This window comes from Janthinobacterium sp. TPC_1 (genome assembly GCF_056037845.1).
Map to the genome: position 1 here is coordinate 4,611,254 of NZ_CP195157.1, position 26,654 is coordinate 4,637,907.

Consider the following 26,654-nt stretch of genomic DNA (forward strand, 5'->3'; position numbering starts at 1 on the left):
AACGTTCGGGCGTTTCGCTTTTATTTCGGGTAGCATGGAGCTTGTGCACGTTGTTGACTTGCACCATGGGTAGCTGCCTTTCCGGCAACTACCGCACTCCGGCTTGCGATTTTGCAATATTGTTAATGCAGTTCCAACCAAAATGCCTTATGTCAGACAAAAAATCCTCTAGCGGCGAAAAATTACTGTATTGCTCGTTCTGCGGCAAAAGCCAGCACGAGGTGAAGAAACTCATCGCCGGCCCGTCCGTGTTCATTTGCGACGAGTGCATCGACCTGTGCAACGACATCATCCGTGATGAAACGTCGAGCATCGAGACGGTGACCGGTACCAAATCCGACCTGCCGACGCCGCAAGAAATTGCCGCCTTGCTCGATCAGTACGTGATCGGCCAGCAGACTGCCAAGCGCATCCTGTCGGTGGCGGTGTACAACCATTACAAGCGCCTCAAGCACCTGGGCAAGAAAGACGACATCGAACTGGCCAAGAGCAACATCTTGCTGGTCGGTCCTACCGGCTCGGGCAAGACCCTGCTGGCACAGACCCTGGCGCGCATGCTCAACGTGCCGTTCGTGATCGCCGACGCCACCACCCTGACCGAAGCCGGTTACGTGGGCGAAGACGTGGAAAACATCATCCAGAAGTTGCTGCAAAGCTGCAACTATGACGTCGAGAAAGCCCAGCGCGGCATCGTCTACATCGATGAAATCGACAAGATTTCGCGCAAGTCCGACAATCCATCCATCACGCGCGACGTGTCGGGCGAGGGCGTGCAGCAAGCCTTGCTCAAGCTCATCGAAGGCACGATGGCTTCCGTGCCGCCACAAGGCGGCCGCAAGCACCCGAACCAGGATTTCGTGCAGATCGACACGACCAACATCATGTTCATCTGCGGCGGCGCCTTCGACGGCCTGTCGAAAGTGATCGCCAACCGTTCCGAAAAGAGCGGCATCGGCTTCTCGGCCACGGTGCGCAGCAAGTCGCAAAGCTCGGCCAGCGAACTGATGTTGCAAGCGGAGCCGGAAGACCTGGTCAAGTTCGGCCTGATCCCGGAACTGGTGGGCCGTCTGCCCGTCATCGCCACCCTGGCGGAATTGACGGAAGAGGCGCTGATTCAGATCCTCGTCGAGCCGAAGAATGCGCTGATCAAGCAGTATTCGAAGCTGCTGGAGATGGAAGGCGCGGAACTGGAGATTCGTCCGGCCGCCCTGCATGCCATCGCCCGCAAGGCGCTGGCGCGCAAGACCGGTGCCCGTGGCCTGCGTTCCATCCTGGAACATGCTTTGCTGGACGTCATGTACGAACTGCCGAGCGAACAAAATGTGGTGAAGGTCGTCATCGACGAAAATACCATCACCAGTGGCGCCAAACCTTTATTGATTTATCAAGAGACTGCCAAGGCCTCCGGAGAAAATTGATTACTGCTGAGACAAATGCATAAAAAGGGTTTTGATTCCTTAAAGCATGGCAGTACAATTTAAATCAATGAGTGCAGGCTTCAATCGGAAAGCCACTCGCGGCGCTTAGCTGCGCGTGGCTTTTTTACTGTGAAAACTGCATTTATTACCGTCATGCGGGTGTGTTTTGCGAAATAGACAGAAAAATGTTTGTTTCACAGAATTATTTATTCTCGCCGGTCTTGTGTTTTGGCAGCGAGCGCCAACATCGTAAACACGCTTTCTATAAGGTACGCCATGACAACTTCCAAATTAACTGAGCAAACTCAACTGCCGTTATTGCCGTTGCGGGATGTCGTCGTTTTCCCGCATATGGTGATACCGCTGTTCGTTGGCCGTCCAAAGTCGATCAAGGCGCTGGAAGCTGCGATGGAGCAGGGCAAGAGCATCATGCTTGCCGCTCAAAAAGCAGCCGCGAAGGACGAGCCGTCTCCTTCGGATATCTATGAAATTGGCTGCGTTGCCAATATTCTGCAAATGCTGAAGCTGCCCGATGGCACCGTCAAGGTGCTGGTCGAAGGCGCGCAGCGTGCCCGTATCAACCACATCAGCGATGCGCCGACGCACTTCATCGCCGACCTGACGCCGCTCGAGTCCGAGCCGGGCGACGAGTCGGAAGTCGAAGCCATGCGCCGCGCGATCGTGCAGCAGTTCGACCAGTACGTCAAACTGAACAAGAAGATCCCGCCGGAAATCCTCGCTTCGCTGTCGGGTATCGACGATGCCGGCCGCCTGGCCGACACGGTGGCCGCGCATCTGCCCCTGAAGCTTGAGCAAAAACAAGTCATCCTGGAAATTTTCAGCGTGGCCAAGCGCCTCGAGCACCTGCTGGGTCAGCTCGAAGGCGAGCTCGACATCCTGCAGGTGGAAAAGCGCATCCGCGGCCGCGTGAAGCGCCAGATGGAAAAGTCGCAGCGCGAGTACTACCTGAACGAGCAAGTCAAGGCGATCCAGAAAGAACTGGGCGAGGGCGAAGATGGTGCCGACCTCGACGAGCTGGAGAAAAAAGTCGCTTCGGCCAAGATGCCGAAGGAAGCGCTCGACAAGGCTACCAACGAGCTGAAGAAGCTGAAACTGATGTCGCCGATGTCGGCCGAAGCCACCGTCGTGCGCAACTACATCGACACCCTGGTCAACTTGCCTTGGAAAAAGAAATCCAAGGTCAATAACGACCTGGCGAACGCTGAAAAAGTGCTCGAAGGCGACCACTACGGCCTCGACAAGGTCAAGGAACGCATCCTGGAATACCTCGCGGTGCAACAGCGCGTCGACAAGCTGAAAGCGCCTATCCTGTGCTTCGTCGGTCCTCCGGGCGTGGGCAAGACCTCGCTGGGCCAGTCCATCGCCCGCGCGACGAACCGCAAGTTCGTGCGCATGGCCCTGGGCGGCGTGCGCGACGAAGCCGAGATCCGCGGCCACCGCCGCACCTACATCGGCTCGATGCCGGGCAAGATATTGCAATCGCTGTCGAAAGTCGGCGTGCGCAATCCTTTGTTCCTGCTCGATGAAGTCGACAAGATGGGCGCCGATTTCCGTGGCGATCCTTCGTCAGCCCTGCTGGAAGTGTTGGACCCGGAACAGAACCACACGTTCTCCGACCATTACATCGAAGTCGATTTCGACCTCTCCGACGTGATGTTCGTGGCGACGTCGAACTCGTACAATATTCCGCCAGCCTTGCTTGACCGCATGGAAGTGATCCGTCTGTCCGGTTACACGGAAGATGAAAAGACCAGCATCGCGCAGCGTTACCTGCTGCCGAAGCAGATCAAGAACAATGGCTTGAAGGAAGACGAAATTTCGGTGGCCGAGTCGGCCCTGCGCGACATCATCCGCTACTACACGCGGGAAGCCGGTGTGCGTTCGCTCGAGCGTGAAGTGTCGAAGATCTGCCGCAAGGTGGTCAAGATGCTGCTGCTGAAAAAATCCGACAAGAAAGTCATCGTCAACTCGAAGAACCTGGACAAGTTCCTCGGCGTGCGCCGCTACGATTTTGGTGTCGCAGAGAAAGAAAACCAGGTGGGCCAGGTGGTCGGTCTGGCATGGACGGAAGTGGGCGGCGATCTGCTGACCATCGAAGCCGTGTCGATGCCGGGCAAGGGCGGCATCATCCGCACGGGTACCCTGGGCGACGTCATGAAAGAGTCGATCGAGGCAGCCCGCACGGTGGTGCGCAGCCGGGCACAGCGCCTGGGCATCAAGGCGGACGTGTTCGAGAAGAGCGACATCCACATCCACGTGCCGGAAGGCGCGACACCGAAGGACGGTCCTTCGGCTGGCGCGGCCATGACGGTGGCGATGGTGTCGGTCTTCACGGGCATTCCCGTGCGCGCCGATGTGGCGATGACGGGCGAGATCACCTTGCGCGGCGAAGTGTTGCCGATCGGCGGCTTGAAAGAAAAGCTGCTGGCGGCCCATCGCGGCGGCATCAAGACGGTCCTGATTCCAGAGCAGAATGTGAAAGACCTGGCCGAAATTCCGGACAACGTCAAGAACAAACTGGAGATCGTTCCCGTGCGCTGGATCGACAAAGTGCTGGAAATCGCCCTCGAACGCATGCCGGAAGCACTGGCTGAAGTGGCTGCGGTGGAGGCTGTCACGGCCGCCGCGGCGAAGCCTGATGCGGCTGGCGAGGTGGTAAAACACTAACGTTTTACCCCTGTTTTCCCCAAACAAGCGCTTTTAGAGCGCTTGTTTTATATTGAAACGTGAATTGCGCCCCCAAAGCGCTTGACACATATACAGTGTGGCTTGTTTAATACGCCTGCACATTTTTTTCGCCGGACAGCTGTGGTGCCAAAAGTGCCGCAACGATACGGTAAACGTTTTATACCTTTGTAATTGGGGATGCTAGTGAACAAGACTGAATTGATCGACCACATTGCTGAAAAAGCTGACATTTCCAAAGCCGCCGCTGCGCGCGCACTCGACGCTGTTATCGGCGGCGTGACGGAAACTTTGAAAAACAACGACAGCGTGACGCTGGTTGGTTTTGGCACTTTCTCGGTCAGCGAACGCGCTGAACGTACCGGCCGCAATCCGCGTACCAAAGAAGCGATCACGATCGAAGCAGCAAAAGTTCCAAAATTTAAAGCTGGTAAAGCTTTGAAGGATGCTGTAAACTAACGGACTTCGGTGAGGTGACAATCACCGGAAACATTTGGCGGCGCCTCCGGGTGCCGCGATTTCAGGGTTGATGTTCTTCGAATAACAGCCCTGGATACAAATGCAAGCAGTACTGTGTATTTTTCGGAGTGGTAGTTCAGTTGGTTAGAATGCCGGCCTGTCACGTCGGAGGTCGCGGGTTCGAGTCCCGTCCGCTCCGCCAAAAAAATACGCTCTTAAGGAGTGGTAGTTCAGTTGGTTAGAATACCGGCCTGTCACGTCGGGGGTCGCGGGTTCGAGTCCCGTCCGCTCCGCCAGAATATAGAAGCCCGCGCTGCTGAATAAGTAGCGCGGGTTTTTCTTTTCCGGCGACCGATTATCTCGGCGCGCCTGCTTTCTAAAATCCCTTCCTGCCGTTTTGAATAAAAACACCTGCGTTTAAATCCCCTTTAAGCTGCGCCGGGTTAAATGCCCGGATCCTGCGCCTTGCCGTCCCCGCAGCGCCAGGGCAGGGCGCGCGCCCTGATTTACCCTTGCTATAGCGCTATGGGCATTGTAGAATCAGGAGATAATGGCTTGGGCGTCAGAATCCTGCTTTAGTTCCAGCGCCAAGTTGTTGAATCTAAAGGGGAAGTGGACATCTGTCCCGTCCATTCCGCCGAAGAAATCAAGGCGAACGCATGTTCGCCTTTTTTTATAGTGATCCACTCATCCCGAATTGGCTGACCATGTTTGAATTTATTCGTACCCATCGACGCTTGATGCAGTTTCTCTTGATGCTGGTCATCGTCCCGTCTTTTGCACTGGTCGGTATCAGCGGCTACCAAAGCTTCGGCGACGGCGCGAACACCATCGCCAAGGTCGGCGACCAGGTCGTTACGCAGCAGCAATATGAAGAAGCGCAACGCCAGCAGATCGATCGCTACCGCCAGATGATGGGCGAGCAGTTCGACCAGAAAATGTTCGATACGCCGGAAGCGCGCCAGAGCATCCTCGACAACCTGATCGCCGAGCGCGCCGTGGCCGCCGAAGTGGGCCGTAGCCACCTGGTCATCAGCGATGCCGTGCTGCAAAAGGAAGTGCTGGAAATCCCAGGCTTGACCTTGCCGGACGGTAAATTCGACCTGGAACGCTACAAGGCCATGCTGGCTGCCCAAGGCATGACGCCGCAGATGTACGATGCGCGCCGCCGCAGCGACCTGGCCCTGCAGCAACTGGCCGGCGCCGTGCAAGGCACGGCCTTCGCGCCGAACACCGTCTCCAAGCGCCTGTCCGACATCACCTCGGAAGAGCGTGAAGTGCAGGAATTGCTGCTGCCGATCGCCCAGTACGTGCCGGAAGTCAAAGTGACGGACGCCATGATCAAGGCTTTCTATGATAAGAACAGCAAGTTCTTCGAAATCCCGGAACAAGCGAAGATCGAATACGTCGTGCTGGACGACAGCGCTGCCGGCGAGCAAGTCGACGTCAGCGACGCCGACGTGACCGCCTACTATGCGAAGAACCAGAAAGCCTACACGACGCCAGAAGCGCGCCAGGCCAGCCACATCCTGGTAGCCGTCAAGAAAGACGCCTCGGCCGCCGACAAGGCAGCCGCGAAGGCCAAGGCGGAAGCCATCCTGGCCGAAGTGCGTAAAACGCCTGCCAGCTTTGCCGCCGTAGCCAAGGCCAAGTCGGAAGATCCGGCCTCCGCCGAACAGGGCGGCGACCTGGGCGTGATCGGCAAGGATGGCTTGCCGGCACCGCTGCTGAGCGCCGTCAGCAAGCTCAAGCAAGGTGAAATCAGCGATGTCGTCGCTTCCGATTTCGGCTTCCACATCCTGACCGTCACCTCGCTCAAACCACAGCACGTGCGTGCACTCGATGAAGTACGGGGCGAAATCACGGCCGACCTGCGCAAGCAATTTGCTGCCAAGAAATACTCGGAAATGGCGGAAACGTTCACCAACACGGTCTACGAGCAATCGGACAGCCTGAAGCCGGTGGCCGACAAGCTGAAGCTGAAAGTGGAAACCGCCGCCAACCTGTCGCGCACGCCGTCGCCGGCACTGGGCAAGGCGCCGTTCAACAACGCCAAGTTCCTGGCCGCCATCTTCTCGAACGATTCGCTGAAAGACAAGCGCAACACGGAAGCCGTCACCGTCGCGCCGAACGTGCTGATCGCCGGCCGCGTGGTGGAATTCAAGCCCGCCTCGAAGCGTCCGCTGGCCGAAGTCGAAGCGATGATCCGTCAGCGCGTGACGCTGGAAGAAGCGGAAAAGCTGGCCAAGAAAGCGGGCGAGACCAAGCTGGCCGCCTTGAAGGCTTCCGGCGACGCGACCGGTTTCGGCGCCGCCCAATGGGTATCGCGCAGCAAGCTGGACGGCATCAACCGCGCCGCCATCGCGCAAGTCATGAAGGCGGACACGAGCAAGCTGCCAGCCTATGTGGGCGTGGACTTGCCAGCCCTGGGCTACGGCATCTACCGCATCGCCAAGGTGCAGCAGCCGGCGCAAGTGGACGCGGCGCGCCGCCAGCAAGAGAAAGACCAGATCAGCGGCATCCTGGCACAACAGGAAATGTTCGATTACGTCGAATACCTGAAAGCCAAGGCCAAGGTGAAGATCGTCAAACCGGTCACCGCCCCAGCCGCCGCAGCGCCGGAAGCGCCGTAAGATTTAGTTTCCACGCATAAAAATAGCCGCTCCCAGAGCGGCTATTTTTTTGTCTGCGGAATCGACAGGCTTACTTGGCTTTCAGCAACGGCGCCAGTTGCGGCCAGATGTTTTTCAGGATGGTCGGATGCGCCTTGGCGTTCGGGTGCATGCGGTCGGCCTGGAACAGCTGAGGCTGGTCGGCGATGCCTTCGAACATGAAGGGGACGAGCGGCGCCTTCCATTCCTTCGCCAGCTTGCCGTACACGCCATAAAATTGTTCACCGTAGGCGCGGCCATAGTTGGGCGGCATGCGCATGCCCACCAGCACCACTTGCGCGCCCGATTTTTTGGCTGCCTCGCCCATGGCGCGCAGATTCGCTTCGGCGGCCGCCACGGGCAAGCCGCGCAAGCCGTCGTTGGCGCCCAGTTCGATCAGCACGACGTCGGGCTGGTGCTTGGTCAGCAGGGCCGGCAGGCGGGCGCGGCCGCCGCTCGTGGTCTCGCCGCTGATGCTGGCGTTGACGATGCGCGTGTCGTTCTGCTGTGCGGCCAGCCGCTGTTCCAGCAGCGCCACCCAGCCGGTGCCGCGCGCCAGCCCATACTCGGCCGAGAGACTATCGCCGAGCACCAGCAGCGTTTTTGGTGCAGAATAGGCGTTCGTCATGCCTGACATCAGGAGCAGGGCTGCCGCAGGAAGCAAGGACAGGGTGCGCCGCCGTGCGCGGTTGGCGTCCTCGACACTTATTTGTTCACGAAATTTTTTAAGATAGATCAGCATGCCCGAATTCCCTAAAGCGACTTCCACCAGTTTTCTCCCGTCAGAGACAGCCGCACGGCGAGCGGACCAGCGGCCCGCCGCAAGCAACAGCCAAAACAGTCAAAACAGCCAAAATGCCCGGCCGGCCATCGAAGTGGTCCAGCTGGCCAAGCGCGTACCCGATGCCGATGGTGAGCTGACCATCCTGCATCAAGTCGATTTTACCGTGCAAACGGCGGAGACGCTGGCCATCGTCGGCGCCTCCGGTTCCGGCAAGTCGACTTTGCTGGGTTTACTGGCGGGACTGGACACGCCCAGCGACGGCAAGGTGGTGCTCGATGGCACCGATATCTTCGCCCTCGATGAAGACGGCCGTGCTGGTTTCCGCAAGGAAAAGCTCGGTTTCGTGTTCCAGTCCTTCCAGCTGCTGGCCCACCTGACGGCGCTGGAAAACGTCATGCTGCCGCTGGAATTACGCGGCGACCCCGATGCGAAGGAAAAGGCGCAAGCCATGCTGGGCAGAGTCAACCTGGGCAGCCGCCTGAAACACTATCCGAAATACCTGTCCGGCGGCGAGCAGCAGCGCGTGGCCCTGGCGCGCGCGTTCGTCACGGAGCCGCCGCTGCTGTTCGCCGACGAGCCGACGGGCAGCCTGGACGCCGCCACTGGCGAAGCCGTGATCCAGCTGATGTTCGAGCTGAACCGCGAACGGGGCTCGACCCTGGTGCTTGTCACGCACGACAGCTCGATCGCGGCCCGTTGCGGCCGGACGATTACGATTGCGGCAGGGCGGCTGGTATAGCGTTTTAACTATGCCGACAAGGCATTGATCAGCTTGCGGATTGCCGGTATCAATTCCCCCGCCGTCAAGCCGATCGGGCCGCTGCCGGCGGCCACCAGCGCGTCCGCCGCCGCGCCGTGCAGCCACACGGCGCCGAGCGCCGCTTCCCATTCCGGCCAACCCTGCGCCAGCAGGCTGCCGCACAGGCCGACAGCACGTCACCCGTGCCGGCCGTGGCCAGCGCGGGGCCGCCCGTGTTGTTGACGACGACGCTGCCATCGGGCGCGGCGATCACCGTGCCCGAACCTTTGAGTACCACGATCACGCCCAGCTGCGCCGCCAGCTGGCGCGCCGCGCCCAGGCGGTCGGCCTGCACCTCGGCTGCCGTCAGGTCGAGCAGGCGCGCCGCCTCCAGCGGATGGGGTGTCAATATCGTCGCTCCCGCGCCCGTGCGCACGGCCAGCGCCGATTGCAGCTCCGGCTCGGCCGCCATCAGGTTCAGCGCATCGGCGTCGAGCAGCAGGGGGCTGTCGCTGTCAATGGCACGCTGCAGCAGCTCCACCGTATCGACGTCGTCGCCCAGGCCCGGCCCCGCCACGAGCGCGGCAAAGTGCAGACCCGAAAAATCCACGTCCTGCGCGCGGCGGCACATCAGTTCCGGCTGGCCGCTGTCGAAGGCGGGCGGCGCGTCGGGAAAGGCGATGTAGACTCTTCCCGCGCCCGCATGCAGGGCCGTGCGGGCCGCCAGGATGGGCGCGCCGGCCATGCCTTGCGCGCCGCCGATGACGGCCACGCTGCCGTAGCTGCCCTTGTGCGTGTTCTGCCGGCGCGGCTGCAACTGGCGGGCGAACAGGTGCAGGCCGCCCAGCTGGGCCCTGGCGGGCGGCAGCAGCGATGGGTCGATGGCCAGCGCCGCCACTTCCACTTCACCCGCATAGTCGCGGCCATTTGCCGTGTGCAGGCCCGGCTTGTCGCCGATGAAGGTGAGCGTATGCGTGGCGCGGATGGCGACGCCGTCGATGGCGCCCGTGTCCGCATGCAGGCCGCTGGGCACGTCGAGCGCCAGCACGGGGCAATCGAGCTTGTTGACCAGCTGCGCCATGTCGCGGCATTCGCCGTCCAGGGGGCGCGAGGCGCCGATGCCGAACAGGCCATCGATGACGAGGTGCCAGGGCGCGGCGCCCACGGCGGCCGACGCCATGGACGTTGCCGCGTCCATGAAGCGCGCGGCGCTGTTGCGGGCGCGGCTCAGGGCCTGTTCGCGTTCGGGCGACGTGGCCGCTGCTTCGGGCGCCAGCCATATCAGCACCTCGGTGCCGCTGGCGGCCAGGTGCGCGGCCGCTTCCAGCGCATCGCCGCCATTGTCGCCGGGGCCGGCCAGCACCAGCACGCGCCGGTGGCCCGCGTCGCCGTCTTCCTGCCCGTGCAGCAGCTTCAGGGCGGCACTGGCGGCGGCCTGGCCCGCGCGCTGCATCAGCAGCCCTTGCGGCAGGCCGCGCAGGGCGGCTTGTTCGATGGCGCGCAGTTCGGCGATGGCGTACAGCGGTGTTGCGGAGTCGATCAGTGTCATGGCGCGTGTTCCGTTAGTCAGCATGCCTTCAACATAAGGCCGAAGCGGGCGAAAGGCAAGGCGCGCACGCCTGAAACGCGCCCCTGTTTGGCGGCTACAATAGCCATCTCACATAGTGGAGCTCAACACATGGACTGGCAATTCTGGATCGACCGGGGCGGCACCTTTACGGACATCGTGGCGCGCCGTCCTGACGGCAGCCTGGCCACGCACAAGCTGCTGTCGGAAAACCCGGGCCAGTACCGCGACGCGGCGCTGGCCGGCATGCGCCAGCTGATGGGCCTTGCGCCCGGCGCGCCCCTATCAGTGGAACGGGTGGGCGCCATCAAGATGGGCACGACGGTCGCCACCAATGCGCTGCTCGAACGCAAGGGCGAGCCGACCGTGCTGGCCATCACGCGGGGTTTCCGCGACGCCTTGCGCATCGCCTACCAGAACCGCCCGCAGCTGTTTGCGCGCCAGATCATCTTGCCCGAACTGCTGTACGGCGACGTGATTGAAATCAATGAAAGAGTGGGCGCCCATGGCGAGGTGGTCACGCCGCTCGACGAGACGGCCGCCCGGGCCGCGCTGGAACAGGCTTACGCGCGCGGCGTGCGCGCCATCGCCATCGTGCTGATGCACGGCTACCGCCATCACGCGCACGAGGCGCGGCTGGCCCAGCTGGCGCGCGAGGCCGGTTTTACGCAGGTGTCCGTGTCGCACGAGGTCAGCCCCATGATGAAACTGGTGGCGCGCGGCGACACCACGGTGGTCGACGCCTATCTGTCTCCCATCCTGCGCCGCTACGTCGACCAGCTGGCAATGGAGCTGCCCGGCGTGCACCTGCAATTCATGCAGTCGAACGGCGGCTTGACGGATGCGCGCGCCTTCCAGGGCAAGGACAGCATCCTGTCCGGCCCCGCCGGCGGTATCGTCGGCATGGTGCGCGCCAGCGCGCTGGCCGGCTTCGACAAGGTCATCGGCTTCGACATGGGCGGCACGTCCACCGACGTGTCGCACTACGCGGGCGAATTCGAGCGCGTGTTCGAGACGCAGATCGCTGGCGTGCGCATGCGCGCACCGATGATGAGCATCCACACGGTGGCGGCGGGCGGCGGCTCCATCCTGCATTTCGACGGCGCCCGCTACAAGGTGGGGCCGGACAGCGCGGGCGCCAATCCCGGCCCCGCCAGCTACCGGCGCGGCGGCCCGCTGGCCGTCACCGACTGCAACGTCATGCTGGGCAAGCTGCAGCCCGCCTTCTTCCCCCGTGTCTTCGGCCCCGGCGCCGATGAGGCGCTGGACACGGCCACCGTGCGTACCCAGTTCGAAGCGCTGGCGCGCACGGTAGATAGCACGCCGGAGCAGGTGGCCGAAGGCTATGTCGCCATCGCCGTGGGCAATATGGCCAACGCCATCAAGCAGATTTCCGTGCAGCGGGGCCACGACGTCACCGACTATGCGCTCACCAGCTTTGGCGGCGCGGGCGGCCAGCATGCCTGTCTGGTGGCCGATGCGCTGGGCATGCGCACGGTCTTCATCCACAGCCTGGCGGGCGTGATGTCGGCCTACGGCATGGGCCTGGCCGACCAGAGCGCCATGCGCGAGCGGGCCATCGAGGCGGCACTGGGCGTGGACCTGGCGGGCGATTTCGCGGCCCTGGGCGAACTGGCGCGGCGCGACTTGCTGCGCCAGGGCGTGGCGGGGGAGCGCATCGCGCTCGTGCATCGCGTGCACCTGCGCTATGAAGGCACGGATACGGCCCTCGTCGTGCTGTCCGATACGCTGGCCGGCATGCAGGCGCAGTTCGAAGCGGCGTACAAAAAGCGCTTTTCGTTCCTGATGCCGGCGCGCGCGCTGATCGTCGAAGCCATTTCCGTGGAAGCCATCGGCGCCTCCGATGCGCCGGAACCGGCCGCGCCCGCGTATGCGTCCCGTGAAGGCGCACTGGCGCCCGTGCAGACGGTGGCCATGTACTGCGCCGGCGCGTGGCGCGACAGCGGCCTGTATGGGGCGGACAGCCTGCGTCCCGGCGACGCCATCGATGGCCCGGCCATCGTCAGCGACGCCAACGCCACCACCGTCATCGAACCGGGCTGGCGCGCGGAAGTGACGGCGCACGGCCATTTGATCTTGCGCAGAGTCGTCGCCGTGCGGAGCGTGTCGCCATCGGGACGAATGCCGATCCCGTCATGCTGGAAATTTTCAATAATCTGTTCATGTCGATCGCAGAGCAGATGGGCCTGCGCCTGCAGAATACGGCCCATTCCGTCAACATCAAGGAGCGGCTCGATTTCAGCTGCGCCATCTTCGACGCCCAAGGCCAGCTGATCGCCAACGCGCCGCACATGCCCGTGCACCTGGGCTCGATGGGCGAGAGCATCCGCACCGTCATGACGCGCAATGCGGGCGCCATGCGGCCCGGCGACGTGTACATGCTGAACGACCCGTACCACGGCGGCACGCACTTGCCCGACGTGACGGTGATTTCTCCCGTGTTTGACGAAAACGGCGCTGCCATCCTGTTTTACGTGGGTTCGCGCGGCCACCATGCGGACATCGGCGGCACGACACCAGGCTCGATGCCGCCCGACTCCACGCGCATCGAGGAAGAGGGTGTGTTGATCGATAATTTCAAGCTGGTCGACGGCGCCACGGGCGCGATGCGCGAAGATGCAACCCTGGCCTTGCTGGCGGGCGCCAGCTGGCCGGCGCGCAATCCGCAGCAGAATGTGGCCGATTTGCGCGCCCAGGTGGCGGCCAACCAGAAGGGGGCCGAAGAACTGCGCAAGATGGTGGCGCATTTCGGCATCGAGGTCGTGCAAGCCTACATGGGCCATGTGCAGGACAACGCCGAGGAAGCCGTGCGCCGGGTCATCACCACCCTGAAGGATGGCAGCTACGCGCTGAACCTGGACAACGGCGCGCAGATCAAGGTGGCGGTTTCGGTCGACGTGGCTGCACGCAGCGCCGTCATCGACTTCACGGGCACGTCCGCCCAGCTGCCGAACAATTTCAATGCGCCGTCCGCCGTCTGCATGGCGGCCGTGCTGTACGTGTTCCGCACCCTGGTCGACGACGAGATACCGCTGAACGCGGGCTGTCTGAAGCCTTTGACCGTGATCATCCCGCCCGGCTCCATGCTCAATCCGCAGTACCCGGCCTCCGTTGTGTCGGGCAACGTGGAAACCTCGACCTGCATCACCAACGCCCTGTACGGCGCGCTGGGCGCGATGGCCGCCTCGCAGGGCACGATGAACAATTTCACGTTCGGCAGCGAGAAATACCAGTACTACGAGACGATTTCGGGCGGATCGGGCGCCGGCCCCGGTTTCGACGGCACGGACGTGGTGCAGACGAACATGACCAATTCGCGCCTGACGGACCCGGAAATCCTCGAGTGGCGCTTCCCCGTGCGGCTCGACAGCTACAGCATCCGTGCCGGTTCCGGCGGGGCGGGGCGCTGGCATGGCGGCAATGGCGGCGTGCGCCGCGTGCGCTTTCTGGAACCCATGACGGCGGCGATTTTGTCGAACAACCGCATTATTCCCCCGTTCGGCATGGACGGCGGCGAGGCGGGCGCGCTGGGGCGCAACTACGTCGAGCGCGTGGACGGCACGGTGGAACAGCTGGCGCACATCGGCAAGACCGATATGTGCCCCGGCGACGTGTTCGTCATCGAGACGCCTGGCGGGGGCGGTTACGGCAAGTTGGAGTAAGCCGTGCCGGCGCCGCTCAGTTGCGCCCGCACCTGGCCCACGTCGCGCATGGGGGCGCGGCCGAACTGGCGGCTGTATTCGCGGCTGAATTGCGATTCGCTGGCGTAGCCGACCCGGTAGCCGGCCGTGCCGGCGTCGATCTGCTCGACCAGCATCAAGCGCCGCGCTTCCTGCAGGCGCAGCAGCTTCTGGTACTGCATCGGCGTCATGGCCGTAATCGCCTTGAAGTGGTGGTGCAGCGACGACATGCTCATGTTCGCCATGCCGGCCAGGTGCTCGATGCGCAGCGGCTGCGCGTAATGGTGCCTGATCCAGTCGATGGCTTGCGCCACCTGGTGCGACTGGCTGCTGGCCAGCGCCATGTGGCGCAAACGCGCGCCCACGGGGCCATTGAGCAGGCGATACGTCAGCTCGCGGCGGATCAGGGGCGCCAGCGCGGCGATTTCGCCCGGCTTGTCGAGCAGGCGCACGAGGCGCAGCATGGCGTCGAGCAGCTCGGGCGAGACGTCGCTGACGGAAATGCCGCGCGTGGCGGGCAGGCTCTTCTGCTGCGCCGCGCCACCCGCGCTGCCTGCGCTTTCGCCGTCGAGCAGCGCCGCCACGTCGGCGATGTCGATGCCCAGCACCACGCACAGGTGCGGCTGTTCCTCGCTCGCCTGCGCCACGCGCACCTGCACGGGCAGGTCGACGGACGTCAGCAGGTACTGCATGCGGCTGTAGTGGAAGGTTTCGCTGCCCAGGGTGACGTCCTTCGCGCCCTGCGCGATGATGGCCACGCTGGGGCGCGCCGCGTGGAACAGCGATTCCGTGACGGACGACTGGCGGTGGAACGTCAGGTTGGCGATGGCCGTCGCATAGTCGCCGTTGCGCGGCGCGTGGCGGCTGATCAGGGCGGCGATTTCATCTTGCGGGGGAATTGGTGCGGGCATGGTGCGGTAGGCGTCAGGCGAGGAGGGCGGGGCTTGATCTTACGCAGATTTGGAGGATCGTGCAAAGGTCTTGCAGGATCGCGGTAACGGACACCGGGCATCTGGGGCACACTTGTGCAATCGCATGCACGGCACGCGTTCCCCGCCACACACCTATAGATACAGGAGTTTTCATGACCACCATCGCCAAAGGCTACGCCGCATTCGGCCCGACTTCCGCACTGCAACCATTCACGTTCGAGCGCCGCGCCCCGCGCGAAGACGACGTGGCCATCTCGATCAAATACTGCGGCGTGTGCCATTCCGACATCCACCAGGCGCGCGACGAATGGGGCGGCGCCGCCTTCCCCATGGTGCCCGGCCATGAAATCGCCGGCGTCGTCACGGCCGTCGGCGCCAATGTGAGCAAGTTCAAGGTGGGCGACCACGTGGGCGTGGGCTGCTTCGTCGATTCCTGCACCACCTGCAAGACGCGCAACGTGGATCTGGAACAGTACATGCCAGGCCGATCCAGACCTACAACGGCCTGGAAGCGGACGGCAAGACGGCCACGCAGGGCGGCTACTCGGACAGCATCGTCGTCAAGGAAGGCTATGTGCTGTCGATTCCCGACAACCTGCCGCTGGACGCCGCCGCGCCGCTGCTGTGCGCCGGCATCACCCTGTATTCGCCGCTGAACCACTGGAAGGCAGGTCCTGGCAAGCAGGTCGCCATCCTGGGCATGGGCGGCCTGGGCCACATGGGCGTCAAAATCGCCCACGCCATGGGCGCCGAAGTGACGGTGCTGAGCCAGACCCTGTCGAAGCGCGAAGACGGCCTGCGCCTGGGCGCCGACCACTACTACGCCACCAATGACGCGGAAACGTTCAGCAAACTGGCCGGCACGTTTGATCTGATCATCTGCACCGTGGGCGCTTCCATCGACTGGAACCAGTACATCAACCTGCTGAAAGTGGACGGCAACATGGTCATCGTCGGCATCCCGGACGGCGCCGTGCCGCCCGTGAACGCCTTCGGCCTGGTGGGCGCGCGCCGCAGCCTGTCCGGCTCCATGATCGGCTCGATCAAGGAAACCCAGGAAATGCTGGATTTCTGCGGCAAGCACAATATCGTGTCGGACATCGAGATCATCCGCATCCAGGATATCAATGAGGCGTTCGAGCGCGTGGTCAAGAGCGATGTGCGCTATCGCTTCGTCATCGATATGGCCTCTTTGTAACGCTCGAGAAAAAGCCCAGGGCGTTGTTGCCGCGTCTCGCCGTACATTCGTACTGTCTTCGACGCGGCGCCTAGCCCTGGGCCTTTTTCGAGCGTTCCATGAACGCTACCCGAAAAGCCAGGACCGGATTCGGTTCGCCAGACTTTCCCCATTCCCGCCAAAAATCAAGCTCCTGCATCAATTTTTCTTTCCTTGCGTCAAAAATCGGCATAAAATGAAACCGTACAGTACAGTTTCACTGCGTAGATTTAAAAAATCAGCCATCCCCGGCGTGTTGGCCTGGGCAGGGGAGGCGTCATGGATAAAAAATGGACACTTCAGTAAATAAAGGCGCGCCGGCGATCCCGGCGGTCTTCAGGGGCAAGCGGCTTGCCCTGACGGTTTTCGGTATCTTTCTTGGCTTTTCCGGCCTGGCCCTGGCGGCGGGCGGCATCGAACTCATTACCCTCGGCGGTTCCTGGTACTACCTGCTGGCAGGTCTCGGCTTGCTATTGGCCGGCGTGCTGTATTGGCGCCGCAAACCGCTGGCCAGTGCCGTCATCGCGGTGCTGGTTGTTGCCACCCTGGTCTGGGCCGTGTGGGAAACCGGCTTCGCTTTCTGGCCCATGGTGCCGCGCCTGGCGCCCTTCCTCGTCATCGGCCTGGTGGCCGCCGTGCTGCATCCGTGGCTGGCCGGTCGCAGGCACAATGGGCAGTCGCGCGGTTTCGCGGCCCTGTTCGCCGTCGTGCTGGCAGCTGGTTTCGCCTCGATGTTCAAGCCGCATGGCGGCGTGACGGACGCGACGACGCAGCCGCAGCAGGATGCCGTGACGGCGATCAATGACGGCAGCGCCAATTGGGCGCATTATGCAAATGGGCCGAAGGGCACGCGCTTCGCGCCGTACACGCAGATCGACAAGGCCAACGTCGACCAGCTGCAAGTGGCGTGGACCTACCGCTCGGGCGAACTGGCTGAAGGCGCGTCCGAATCGCAAAACACGCCGCTGCAGATCGGCGATACCATCTATACGTGTACGCCGACCAGCAAGGTCATCGCGCTCGACGCGGACACGGGCAAGCAGCGCTGGATCTTCGATCCCAAGCCGGTCAATACCAAAACGTGGAACCGCTGCCGCGGCGTGGGCTACTACGAGCCGGCGAAAGTGACAAAGCCGTTCCAGTTCGAGGGCATGCAGGCGGCCGGCGCGCCGCAAGCGGGCGCCTGCGCCAGGCGCATCGTGCAAGTGACCATGGATGCGCGCCTGATTCAGATCGACGCGCAGACGGGCAAGCAGTGCGAAGGCTTCGGCGACAAGGGTTCCGTCGACCTCACCGTCGGCCTGGGCAAGGTCAAGATGAACGTGCCGTACTACGCCTACACGTCCGCGCCGACGGTGGCGCGCAACCTGATCATCCTGGGCGGCTGGGTCTTCGACGGCCGCTCCACCGACGAACCGTCCGGCGTCGTGCGTGCCTACAGCGCCGATACGGGCGAACTGGTATGGGCCTGGGACCTCGGCAATCCCGCCATCACCAAGCTGCCGCCGGAAGGGCAGACCTACACGCGCAGCACGCCGAACATGTGGTCGGCGCCCGCTTTTGATGATGCACTGGGCCTGGTCTACCTGCCGACGGGGAACGAGCAGCCCGATTTCTGGGGCGGCAAGCGTCCGCCGCTGACGGAGAAGTATTCGTCGGCCATCGTCGCCCTCGACATGGCCACGGGCCGCGAGCGCTGGACGTATCAAACCGTCCACCACGATATCTGGGATTACGACGTGGCTGCGCAGCCGGCCCTGTACGACGTCCCACGGCAAGGGCGGCAAGATTCCCGCGCTGGTGCAGCTGACCAAGCGGGGCCAGATATTCATGCTGGACCGCCGCACGGGCAAGCCGATCGCCGAAGTCACGGAAAAAGCCGTGCCGCAGGAGCACGCGGCCGGCGACTGGGTGGCCAAAACGCAGCCATATTCGACCGGCATGCCGGCCCTCGGCGCGGAAACGCTGACGGAGCGCGACATGTGGGGCGCCACCTTCTTCGACCAGCTGGCGTGCCGCATCAGCTTCCGCAAGCTCAATTACCAGGGCGAGTTCACGGCGCCGAGCACCCGCGAAACCTTGATCTATCCGGGCTACTACGGCGGCTTCAACTGGGGCGGCGCGGCCGTCGATGAAAGCAATGGCTATATGTTCGTCAACGATATCCGCATGCCGCAAGTGGTCAGGCTGGTGCCGCGCGACACCGTGGACGTGGCCAAGCTGACGGCTGGCCACGGCGTGGGCAGCACCTATCCGATGGATGGCACGCCCTTCGTCATCGACCACAAGGCCTTCAATTCGCCGCTGGGCATACCGTGCCAAAGCCCGCCGTGGGGCGTGTTCGCCGCCATCGACCTGAAAACGCGCACCAAAGTGTGGGAGCGTCCGGCTGGCACGGTGCAGGACGCCGTCATTAACGGCGTGCGCGCGCGCCTGCCCATCCCGCTGGGCATGCCCACCCTGGGCGGCGGCGTGAGCACGGCGTCGGGCCTGGTGTTTTATGCGGGCACGCAGGATTATTATCTGCGTGCCATGGATATCGCCACCGGCCGCGAAGTATGGAAGGCGCGCATGCCCGTCGGTTCGCAAGGCACGCCGATGACGTATGTGTCGCCCACGTCGGGCCGCCAGTACGTGGTGGTGGTGGCGGGCGGCGCCCGCCAGAGCCCGGACCGGGGAGATTACGTGATAGCATACGCGCTTCCCAGGACACAGTAAGAGTTTGCTTCATGCCCCAGTTGCGCACCGTTCCAGCTTCCCCGAGTACCCGAAGCGAGGAGCGGCGGCGCAAGCTGCTGGTGGCGGCGGCGGACCTCTTCCTCGCCTCCGGCTATGACGGCGTCAGCATGGACGCCATCGTGGCCGAGGCGGGCGGCTCGAAAGCCACGGCCTACCGTTATTTCGGCAGCAAGCAGGAACTGCTGGTGGCCGTGGTGGAATACCTGTGCGCCGACTTCATCATCGCGCTGCGCCGGCTCGATACGTCGCAGGTCGGCCTGGAACAGGGCTTGCAGCTGATCCTCGATGAACTGGTGGCTGTCGTCACCAGCCCCCGCCACGTAGACTTTTATCGCCTCGTCGTCACGGGTGCGGCCGCCGTGCCGGCCGTGGGCCAGACCTGGTACGAACACGGCCCGCAAGTGTGGCACGCATTGATATTGCGCCTGCTGGAGCAGCAGCGCGCCCATGGCCGTATCGCGCCCGACACCGCGCTTTCCAACCTGCCGCAAATCCTGTTCGACGCCGTCTTTTCGCACCTGACCACGCGCACCGTCATGCTGGGACAGGGCGGCGATGCCGCCACGTTCCGGCCCTTGATTGCGGAGCTGATCGAGCTGGTGGTGGCGCGGGTGGAACGCAAGGCGGAGTCGGCCCGATAGGGCCGTAATCCGGGAATAGTCTGTTGGCCGGTGGTCTCAGGGATTTGTGCGCCGGAGCTTTTCCAGTTCTTCAGTCGCGTGGCGGTTGCCTGGATCCAGGGCCAATACCCTGGCATAGCCGGCGCGGGCGCCTTCGCGGTCTCCCGATGCAAGCAGGGCTTCAGCCAGGCTGTCGTGGACGTTATGGCTAAGGGGATAGGCTGCCGCATTCCAGCGGAAGACCTGGATGGCAGCTTCCGGCTGGTTCTTGCGCAACAGGCTATAGCCAAAAGCGTTGAGTGCGGATTCGCTCACATCGTATGTTGCGGACTCGCGTGCTCCCAGGCGGAGGTAGGCGGCACGCATTGCATCCAGGCCCTCGCGAAACAAGATGGGACTGAGGGCAGCCTGCAGGCTGCGTCGCGGCAAGGCCACCGGCTTGCCGTGCACAAGGTCCGCAATGTCTCTTGCCATCGCGACCACCGTCGCTCCCTGCCAGGCATTGTCAAGAATGACGATCGCCACCTGATCGGATAGCGAGCGCACAAATATGCTCTGGTAGCCAGGGACGCTTCCCGTATGCAGGACAACGGGAAGTGGCGTATCTTTTCGTACGGCCCAGTCCTCGACCTCCCAGCCGTAACCATAGCCCTTGCCCCTGTTGGTGAACATTTCGCGCTGGGACGTCTGCTTGAGCAGGCGGCCGCCGGCCAGCGCAGCGTCAAAGCGCACCAGGTCGAGCGCCGTCGCATACAGGCCGGCCGCGGAATAAGATACGGATGGATCGATATAGGGGGGCATCACGCGCGTGCCATCGTCGGTCTGCACGGTTCCCTGTGCAAGTTTCGCGATAATTGCGCGGCCATCGAAGACGCCGCTGTCCTGCATGCCCGCCGGCGCAAAGACATATTGTTCATATTCTCGGCATAGCTTTTCCCGGTGGCCGCTTCAACTATCATTCCGAGCAAGTAATAGCCGTTGTTGTTGTAGCGCCAGGTCCCGGGTTCGCTTGCCAGTGCGCCAGGAATCCATTCGTTTGCGAATTCTTTGGGCGTGTAATGACGGCGCGCGTCCTTGCTCCAGAATGGATCGGTGTAGCGGGATGGCAGATCGGCCAGGCCGGACGTATGCGCCAGCAGTTGTCGCACCGTTATTTTCCCTGCGGCAGTACCTGCATACGCCGCCGGGAGGTAGATGCCGACGGTTTCATCGAGGTTGATACGGCCAAGCTCCGCGAGCCGCATGACCAGGGTCGCAGTGAGCGGCTTGCTGAGCGAACCGATACGAAAGACGCTATCGTCGGTGACGGCTACCTTCCAGGCCGGCTGCGCGATGCCAAAAGCGGCCTGGTAGATGGGCTGGCCATCGCGCGCGACCAGCACGACCCCGCTAAAGTCGCGCTGTTGAGCGTAAGCGCGAACGAGTTCGTCAAGCGTGCTTGCCTTGACATTGACAGCGGCGCTCAAGGCGAATACGAGCGCAGCTATCAGACCTATCTTCTTTTGCATTGTTTCCCCTTGTTTGGCAGCGTGCTACCCGCCGCTCATGATAAAGGCTTAACAATACGCTGTGATTTTTCACCGCTTGACAGGCATGCGACGGACCGCCCGAAAAGAGGTGCAGAACGCACACTGGCCAGATATATGGCGTGGGTCTATTGCGCAATTGCGTAGGGCAGCTTCTGGCCGCTATGTTAACGTGATGCCGCCAAGGGGCGGATGATATAGTGGCGGGAATGTATACACTGAAAGAAACTGCCATGAAAAACGACGCAACCGCGCGCCCGCCCGCCAGCCAGGCACCTGCCAGGCTCAGTAAAGGGGACTTCGTCACCGCATTGCGCAAACTGCTGCAAGAAGAGGGAAAGGCCGGCAAGACCAGCGTGGACGTGCGCGCTGCGAACCTGCACACCGACGTTGGCGTGTATCCGGCGCGCGGCCACTCGATGCCGACCTGTTGCACGGTGATGTATGAAGAGATGCAGCCCGGTGACGAGATACTGCTGACGCCAGCCGGCGGGAAGGGGCCTACGCTGCTGGTACGGTACAAATTGCCGCGCTGACAATCGCGAATCAAAAGTTTTCAAAATAGAATAATTTTAGATAAGTCCTTATGTAAATAGTGCTACCATGGTTCCATGAAACCTGGACTCGGCACACAATTACGACATCTCATCGAACTGCTGGACGGCGCGGTCGAGCAAGCCTATGTGGAAGCGGGGCTCGATTACCGGCCGCGCTACACGCCGGTGATGCGCGTGCTGGCCGAGCAGCCAAGCGCCACCATCGGCGAGCTGGCGGCCGTGGCCGGCCTCACGCAGCCGGCCGCCACGCAGACGGTGGCCTTGATGGTGAAAAAGGGCCTGTTGACGGTGGCCGCCGGCGGCGCGGACGGCCGGCAGCGCGTGGTGCGCCTCAGCGCCGATGGCGAAACGCTGCTGCCGCGCCTGCGCGTGTGCTGGCAGGCGACCAAATCCGCGGCCGACAGCCTCGATGCGGAACTGGCGTTTCCCTTGTCCGCCTGCCTCGAACAGGCGATCGCCGTACTCGAGACGCGCTCCTTCGGCGCGCGCATCCGCGACGCCAATTTGCGGCGGCACCCTGACGAAACCCCCGAATGATGCAAGCACGCCTGACTGAACGCCGATTCGATGACGTTCCCAGGCGGGGGCGCATTGCGCACATTTTTTTTCCACAGCTATCAAACGTTTCGTAGCTTCGTAGTCCAACCTGGAGGAATGTATGTCAGGCAGAAAGAAGTTTGTCGCAGCAGCCGTATTGGGCACCTTGTTGTCGTTGCATGCCTTCGCGGCGGAGGACACGCCGTTGAACGCGTCCGCTCGCGCTGCGATCGTGCAGACGCTGGTCACGAAAATGAACGCGAATTACATCGAGCCTGCGGTGGCTGAACGGGTCGGCAGTGCGATCGCCAGGAAAAATGCCGAAGGCGGCTATGCGAGCGCCGCCAACGTGAAGGCGTTCAGTGCGGCGCTGGCGCAGGACTTGCGCGAATTGAGCGCTGACTTGCATTTCGGCACGGCGGTTTATCCAGGTTTGCGCGAGCGCAGTGGCACCGCCGAACTGCCCAGCCGCGCCAAGATGGACGAATGGCGCGAGCAAACCGCGCGGCGCGGCTATGACATCGAGAAGATCGAACGCCTTCCCGGCAACGTCGGCTACATCGAGCTGCGCGGCTTCGGCGGCCCGGAATACGTCGCCGCGGCGTACACGGCGGCGATGTCGCTCATGGCGGGAACGGATGCGCTGATCCTCGACCTGCGCCGCAACGGCGGCGGCAGCCCGGCCAGCGTGGCTTACCTGATGAGTCATTTCTTCCCGCTCGGCGACGAGCGTCACCTGATCGACATGTACGATCGCCCGACCGATACGACGCGGCAGTTCTGGACCGTGAAGACGGTCGCACAGCGTTACGACAAGCCCGTGTACGTGCTGACCTCGGCCCGCACGTTTTCCGCCGGAGAGGATTTCTCGTATGGCATCCAGGCGCAGAAGCGCGGCACGTTGGTCGGGGAAACCACGGGCGGCGGCTCCAATCCCGTGAGCTGGTACAACCTGGGGCAGGACATCATCGTCTCGATCCCGACCGCGCGCGCGACCAATGCCGTCACCAAAACCAATTGGGAGCACGTCGGCGTGAAACCGGACATCGCCGTGCCCGCGGCGCAGGCGCTGCAGGCGGCGCATGTCGCCATCCTGCGCACGCTGGTGTCATCGGCCAAGGAGGGCAACGAGCGCCAGGAACTGCAGCGCGTGCTGGCAATGGCGGAAAAAGGGGAGTCCGACAAGCCGGTCTACACGCTCAGAGGGGAGCGTTGATACAAGCCACCGAACGTGCCCGCGAAGAAGCGCGCGCCGCTCGCTAATCCGACCTGCGTGACTGACCTGCGCGTTTTTGACGCCAACGCACGTCACGACGCCTCTGAAAACCGTAGCGAGCAAGCCCAATGTCGGGTTGAGTAGCGCAGCCGTACTTTAGTACGGTGAGCAACGCCGACCCGAGAGTGGGCTGCGCAGCAGGTTTGCAGTGCGTCCCTCAAATCAAGTAGCAATACCATACTTGTGCTGCGTGGCCTCATACTGCTGCTTCAAGGACTCCAGCTGCGGATGCCTGGGGTCGATTTTGCGGATCACTTGCATCTGGTGCTGCGCCTGTTCGGCCAGCGGGGCTTCCCAGCCCAGCATGTTGAGCTGGCGCAAAATGGCCTCGACGGAGGCGAACAGCACGGGCAGGTTGCCCGGCGTCTTGCGCAGGGCCTGGCGCAGCACGAAGACTGCCCCCTTGAGCTCGCCGCTTTCCGACTTGCTGGCCGCATCCTGCATCAGTTCCTGCACCTGGTGCGTGATCTGCTGGCCCATGCCTTGCGCCAGATCATGCCGTCCCGCTTTTTCAAACACACGTCCACGGCCGCTTCCATCGTCACGTCGCTGTCGGCCTCGTTGACGAGCTTCATCATGACCTCGGACGCGGCCTGTTCCAGGTTGTTCTTCAGGCAGCTTTGCACGAGGCCCACCTTGAGCTGGGTCGACAGGCCGCGCGCGTCGTCCAGGGCGGCGGCGGCCAGCTGCAGTTCGGTGGCGGCGGCGATGTCGTTGCCCGACAATTCATGCAGCATGGCGGCCGAGATGGCGCGGCACGCTTCCACGTTGGCGCCGCCGCGCAGCGAGCGCTCCATGTCGCGCAGCACGCCGCTCGCCTGCGGCGCATCGCCCTTTTTTACCAGCGTTCTGACCAGGTTGACGTGGTCTTCCGGGTCGCGGAATTCGGAATACTTCGCCTTCGTCACCACCTGTTTATATGCCCGTTCGGCCGCGCCGATGTCGCCCGTGTCGTAGGCGATGCCGCCCAGGTGGCGCAAGCGGCGCACCATGTGCGGTGAAATGGCCACGGCGTCCTCGAGGATTTTCTTGGCCTGCACCTGCTGGCCCATGGCTTCATGGTTTTGCGCCAGCAAGTCGTAGGCGGCCATGAAGCGGGGATAGGCTTCCACCAGTTCCAGCAGCGCGTCCTGCGCTTCTTCGTGGCGCTGCTGTTCGAACAGGGTGCGCGCCAGGCCCAGGTGGGCCCAGGCCATGGGCCGCGTGGCCAGCATGTCGGCGTACAGCTGTTCCGCTTCCTTCCATTCGTCCAGGGCGAGGTGCAGTTCGGCGCGCAGGCGGGCGAAATCGGCGGCCAGGCGCGGGTGCTGCAGTTCGGCCGCGCGGCAGCTTTTCACGGCTTCGCGCAAGTCGCCCTTGTCGATCAGCTGATAGGTGGGCAGGAAAATGGCGCGCCGCTCAATGGCGCGGGCGATGCGCCCGCTCAGCACGTCGACGGTGAACGGTTTCAATATGTAGTCGGACGGGGTCAGCTCGGCCGCACTGATCACCTTGCTGTGGATGGCTTCCGAGGTCAGCATGATGAAGATCGTCCACAGGCCGATCAGCTTGTGATGGCGCAAGTCTTCCAGCAATTGCTGGCCATCCTGGCCGTCCGTGCCGCTGCCAAGGTCGTATTCGCACAGGATGATGTCGAACGGTTTCTTCGTCAGCAAGCGGATGGCCGTGCCGGAATTGACGGCATATTCCACCTTGGTGATGGCCGCCTGGTTCAGCATATTGTGCAGATTGCCCCGCATGCTGGGGTTCGGGTCGACGATCAGGACAGATAAGTCGCTAGTTTCTGGCATTGTTCAGCTCTCGTTCATCTGTTCGGTCATTTGCGGGAACTCTTCTTATATGTATCTGCCTGGCGGCAATATTTTTTATCAGCATACTGCAAAGCCGGGCGACACTGCCAGCAAAATGCATGCAATCGGGCGCGGGGCAGGGCGTCATGTGCCTCCGCTGGCGCCCGGCGTTGTATTTCATGGTGCCGCCAGCCTGCGCGCGGGTGCCGGCGCCGCATAATTCAGCAAATAGTTGACTAGCATGATAGTATCCTAATTACAACTAATGTTGGATGCCGCGCAATCCCGCGGCCAGGCATGCGCAAGGCTGTACCGGGCGCTTTCTTCTTTCTGGTGTCGATACCCGTATGCGCATTCCTGACCTTTCCTCCCTGCGGCGCATCGCCGTCCCCCTGGCATTCGGCGGCAACAGCGAACAGCAGCACACGTATTTCGCGGAATTGCACCGGGTCGGCATGGTCACGCAGTTGCTGGGCATCATCGCCTTCAGCCTGACCTGGCTGCTGATGCCGGCGCCGTATCATCCGAACCAGGCGCACGCCGTGCTGGCGCTGCTGGGCATGTTGACGAGCCTGGTGGTGCGCTACCGCTGCACCACCTTGCCCGTGCTGACCATTACGGGTGCCTGCGCCGTGCTGACCCTCACTTTTGGCTTGCGCACCATGGCCGACGCCATCGATCACGCCAGCTTCTGGGTCTTGCCCGTGGGCGTCTTCATGACCCTGGCCATCGCTTCCATCTTCAACGGCGGCCTCAGCTACCTGGCCGTGGTGGCCGGCGTGTGGTGGAACGTGGGCCACGGCCTGTATCCCGTGAATGCGGGCTTGCCCGACCAGTCGTGGGCGCCGCTGATGATCGCCGTCAGCGTGCTGTTCGGACTGGCGCTGAATGTCAGTTTCAGCCTATTGCGTTTACGCAACTATCACTCCAAGGTGGAATTGACGCGGCTGGCCTTCCAGGACAGCCTGACGGGCTTGAGCAACCGCCGCATGTTCACGCAGCGCGCCCAGCAGATGCATGGCGCGCCGCAGGGCGGCATGCTGCACTTCCTGATGATCGATATCGACGATTTCAAGATCATCAACGACCAGCAGGGCCACGACGCGGGCGACGAGGTGCTGGTGCGCACGGCCGCCATCATCGCCGGCAAGGCGCAAGGCCATCTGTGCGGGCGCCTGGGCGGCGAGGAATTCGGCATCGTCTACGCGGGCAGCCGCGAGGATGCGGGCGCCTTTGCCGGCGCCCTGGTCGAGGCCGTCAGCCAGGCTTTCCATACGGCACAATTCGTCTCGATCAGCGTGGGCGTGGCCGAGCTGGACCGGGGCAGGGAACTGGGCCACAGCTACCGGCTGGCCGACGAAGCGCTGTACCTGGCCAAGCGGCAAGGCAAGAACCGCTACGTGATCGCCTGATGCTCGCTCGCGCGGGCTGGTTGT

At 62.9% G+C, this 26,654-nt stretch carries 15 protein-coding genes, 2 tRNA genes and 5 pseudogenes; 16 read left to right on the plus strand and 6 right to left on the minus strand.

Features of this window, described 5'->3' with window-relative positions:
* Window positions 1-149 precede the first annotated feature (149 nt).
* From clpX to ACQVLG_RS22505, 6 genes are all read left to right on the plus strand, one after another.
* Window positions 150-1,418 carry an ATP-dependent Clp protease ATP-binding subunit ClpX gene (gene clpX, locus ACQVLG_RS22480; protein WP_076568804.1) on the plus strand — a complete coding sequence of 423 codons (1,269 nt, stop codon included), beginning with the start codon at window positions 150-152 and terminating at the stop codon, window positions 1,416-1,418.
* 276 nt (window positions 1,419-1,694) lie between these two features.
* Window positions 1,695-4,106, plus strand: a complete 2,412-nt coding sequence (gene lon / locus ACQVLG_RS22485) for an endopeptidase La (protein ID WP_474291063.1) — start codon at window positions 1,695-1,697, stop codon at window positions 4,104-4,106.
* A 204-nt stretch (window positions 4,107-4,310) separates the two neighbouring features.
* Window positions 4,311-4,583: an HU family DNA-binding protein gene (locus ACQVLG_RS22490; protein ID WP_010398442.1), complete on the plus strand. Its 273-nt coding sequence runs from the start codon at window positions 4,311-4,313 to the stop codon at window positions 4,581-4,583.
* A gap of 125 nt (window positions 4,584-4,708) precedes the next feature.
* Window positions 4,709-4,785 (plus strand) — tRNA-Asp (locus ACQVLG_RS22495).
* A 17-nt stretch (window positions 4,786-4,802) separates the two neighbouring features.
* Window positions 4,803-4,879 (plus strand) — tRNA-Asp (locus ACQVLG_RS22500).
* Between the two features lie 411 nt (window positions 4,880-5,290).
* Entirely contained in the window at window positions 5,291-7,216 is a 1,926-nt protein-coding gene (locus ACQVLG_RS22505) for a SurA N-terminal domain-containing protein (protein ID WP_474291064.1), read from the plus strand.
* Between the two features lie 70 nt (window positions 7,217-7,286).
* Here ACQVLG_RS22505 and ACQVLG_RS22510 read toward each other — a convergent pair whose 3' ends face one another.
* Entirely contained in the window at window positions 7,287-7,976 is a 690-nt protein-coding gene (locus ACQVLG_RS22510; protein ID WP_474295764.1) for an arylesterase, read from the minus strand.
* Between the two features lie 133 nt (window positions 7,977-8,109).
* Here ACQVLG_RS22510 and ACQVLG_RS22515 point away from each other — a divergent pair, with 133 nt between their 5' ends.
* Window positions 8,110-8,757, plus strand: coding sequence for an ABC transporter ATP-binding protein (locus ACQVLG_RS22515; RefSeq protein ID WP_070218863.1), 648 nt, complete (start codon window positions 8,110-8,112; stop codon window positions 8,755-8,757).
* An 8-nt stretch (window positions 8,758-8,765) separates the two neighbouring features.
* On the opposite strand, the pseudogene ACQVLG_RS22520 reads toward ACQVLG_RS22515, so the two are convergent.
* Window positions 8,766-10,306 (minus strand): annotated as a pseudogene (locus ACQVLG_RS22520) (NAD(P)H-hydrate dehydratase).
* Between the two features lie 129 nt (window positions 10,307-10,435).
* On the opposite strand from ACQVLG_RS22520, the pseudogene ACQVLG_RS22525 reads away from it, so the two are divergent.
* A pseudogene (locus tag ACQVLG_RS22525) lies at window positions 10,436-14,007 on the plus strand (hydantoinase B/oxoprolinase family protein).
* On the opposite strand, the gene ACQVLG_RS22530 reads toward ACQVLG_RS22525, so the two are convergent.
* Window positions 13,989-14,936 (minus strand): AraC family transcriptional regulator, encoded by a 948-nt coding sequence (locus ACQVLG_RS22530; RefSeq protein ID WP_474291065.1) that lies wholly within the window; start codon window positions 14,934-14,936, stop codon window positions 13,989-13,991. The pseudogene ACQVLG_RS22525 and the gene ACQVLG_RS22530 sit on opposite strands and share 19 nt — an antisense overlap.
* Window positions 14,937-15,109: 173 nt before the next feature.
* Between ACQVLG_RS22530 and ACQVLG_RS22535 the strand changes: the two are divergent.
* The 4 genes and pseudogenes from ACQVLG_RS22535 to ACQVLG_RS22550 all read left to right on the plus strand — a co-directional run bounded on the left by ACQVLG_RS22535 (window position 15,110) and on the right by ACQVLG_RS22550 (window position 19,553).
* A pseudogene (locus tag ACQVLG_RS22535) lies at window positions 15,110-16,155 on the plus strand (NAD(P)-dependent alcohol dehydrogenase).
* 749 nt (window positions 16,156-16,904) lie between these two features.
* Window positions 16,905-17,879 (plus strand): annotated as a pseudogene (locus ACQVLG_RS22540) (PQQ-binding-like beta-propeller repeat protein); the annotation flags it as partial.
* 94 nt (window positions 17,880-17,973) lie between these two features.
* Window positions 17,974-18,891: an outer membrane protein assembly factor BamB family protein gene (locus tag ACQVLG_RS22545; RefSeq protein WP_474291066.1), complete on the plus strand. Its 918-nt coding sequence runs from the start codon at window positions 17,974-17,976 to the stop codon at window positions 18,889-18,891.
* An 11-nt stretch (window positions 18,892-18,902) separates the two neighbouring features.
* Window positions 18,903-19,553: a TetR/AcrR family transcriptional regulator gene (locus ACQVLG_RS22550; RefSeq protein WP_474291067.1), complete on the plus strand. Its 651-nt coding sequence runs from the start codon at window positions 18,903-18,905 to the stop codon at window positions 19,551-19,553.
* A gap of 36 nt (window positions 19,554-19,589) precedes the next feature.
* Here ACQVLG_RS22550 and ACQVLG_RS22555 read toward each other — a convergent pair.
* A pseudogene (locus ACQVLG_RS22555) lies at window positions 19,590-21,040 on the minus strand (serine hydrolase).
* A gap of 251 nt (window positions 21,041-21,291) precedes the next feature.
* Here ACQVLG_RS22555 and ACQVLG_RS22560 point away from each other — a divergent pair.
* From ACQVLG_RS22560 to ACQVLG_RS22570, 3 genes are all read left to right on the plus strand, one after another.
* On the plus strand, window positions 21,292-21,594 hold the full coding sequence (locus ACQVLG_RS22560; protein ID WP_474291068.1) for an HNH endonuclease: 303 nt from the start codon (window positions 21,292-21,294) through the stop codon (window positions 21,592-21,594).
* Between the two features lie 75 nt (window positions 21,595-21,669).
* The gene (locus tag ACQVLG_RS22565) at window positions 21,670-22,152 is read left to right on the plus strand and encodes a MarR family winged helix-turn-helix transcriptional regulator (RefSeq protein WP_474291069.1); all 483 of its coding nucleotides are present in this window, start codon (window positions 21,670-21,672) and stop codon (window positions 22,150-22,152) included.
* Window positions 22,153-22,273: 121 nt separating this feature from the next.
* The gene (locus ACQVLG_RS22570; RefSeq protein ID WP_474291071.1) at window positions 22,274-23,368 is read left to right on the plus strand and encodes a S41 family peptidase; all 1,095 of its coding nucleotides are present in this window, start codon (window positions 22,274-22,276) and stop codon (window positions 23,366-23,368) included.
* 222 nt (window positions 23,369-23,590) lie between these two features.
* On the opposite strand, the gene ACQVLG_RS22575 is transcribed toward ACQVLG_RS22570, so the two are convergent.
* Window positions 23,591-23,908, minus strand: coding sequence for a hypothetical protein (locus tag ACQVLG_RS22575; RefSeq protein WP_474291072.1), 318 nt, complete (start codon window positions 23,906-23,908; stop codon window positions 23,591-23,593).
* Window positions 23,872-25,218, minus strand: coding sequence for a response regulator (locus ACQVLG_RS22580; RefSeq protein ID WP_474291073.1), 1,347 nt, complete (start codon window positions 25,216-25,218; stop codon window positions 23,872-23,874). Before ACQVLG_RS22580 ends, ACQVLG_RS22575 begins: the two co-directional genes overlap by 37 nt.
* 347 nt (window positions 25,219-25,565) lie before the next feature.
* Between ACQVLG_RS22580 and ACQVLG_RS22585 the strand changes: the two genes are divergently transcribed.
* On the plus strand, window positions 25,566-26,630 hold the full coding sequence (locus tag ACQVLG_RS22585; RefSeq protein ID WP_474291074.1) for a GGDEF domain-containing protein: 1,065 nt from the start codon (window positions 25,566-25,568) through the stop codon (window positions 26,628-26,630).
* Window positions 26,631-26,654 lie beyond the last annotated feature (24 nt).

Excerpts from the sequence above, each read along its gene's own strand:
- ACQVLG_RS22560 (WP_474291068.1), top strand. The coding sequence starts at position 21,292 with ATGAAAAACGACGCAACCGCGCGCCCGCCCGCCAGCCAGGCACCTGCC.
- ACQVLG_RS22505 (WP_474291064.1), top strand. The coding sequence starts at position 5,291 with ATGTTTGAATTTATTCGTACCCATCGACGCTTGATGCAGTTTCTCTTG.
- ACQVLG_RS22585 (WP_474291074.1), top strand. The coding sequence starts at position 25,566 with ATGCGCATTCCTGACCTTTCCTCCCTGCGGCGCATCGCCGTCCCCCTG.
- ACQVLG_RS22530 (WP_474291065.1), bottom strand. The coding sequence starts at position 14,936 with ATGCCCGCACCAATTCCCCCGCAAGATGAAATCGCCGCCCTGATCAGC.
- ACQVLG_RS22510 (WP_474295764.1), bottom strand. The coding sequence starts at position 7,976 with ATGCTGATCTATCTTAAAAAATTTCGTGAACAAATAAGTGTCGAGGAC.
- ACQVLG_RS22570 (WP_474291071.1), top strand. The coding sequence starts at position 22,274 with ATGTCAGGCAGAAAGAAGTTTGTCGCAGCAGCCGTATTGGGCACCTTG.
- ACQVLG_RS22550 (WP_474291067.1), top strand. The coding sequence starts at position 18,903 with ATGCCCCAGTTGCGCACCGTTCCAGCTTCCCCGAGTACCCGAAGCGAG.
- ACQVLG_RS22565 (WP_474291069.1), top strand. The coding sequence starts at position 21,670 with ATGAAACCTGGACTCGGCACACAATTACGACATCTCATCGAACTGCTG.
- ACQVLG_RS22580 (WP_474291073.1), bottom strand. The coding sequence starts at position 25,218 with ATGCCAGAAACTAGCGACTTATCTGTCCTGATCGTCGACCCGAACCCC.
- clpX (WP_076568804.1), top strand. The coding sequence starts at position 150 with ATGTCAGACAAAAAATCCTCTAGCGGCGAAAAATTACTGTATTGCTCG.
- ACQVLG_RS22575 (WP_474291072.1), bottom strand. The coding sequence starts at position 23,908 with ATGGGCCAGCAGATCACGCACCAGGTGCAGGAACTGATGCAGGATGCG.
- lon (WP_474291063.1), top strand. The coding sequence starts at position 1,695 with ATGACAACTTCCAAATTAACTGAGCAAACTCAACTGCCGTTATTGCCG.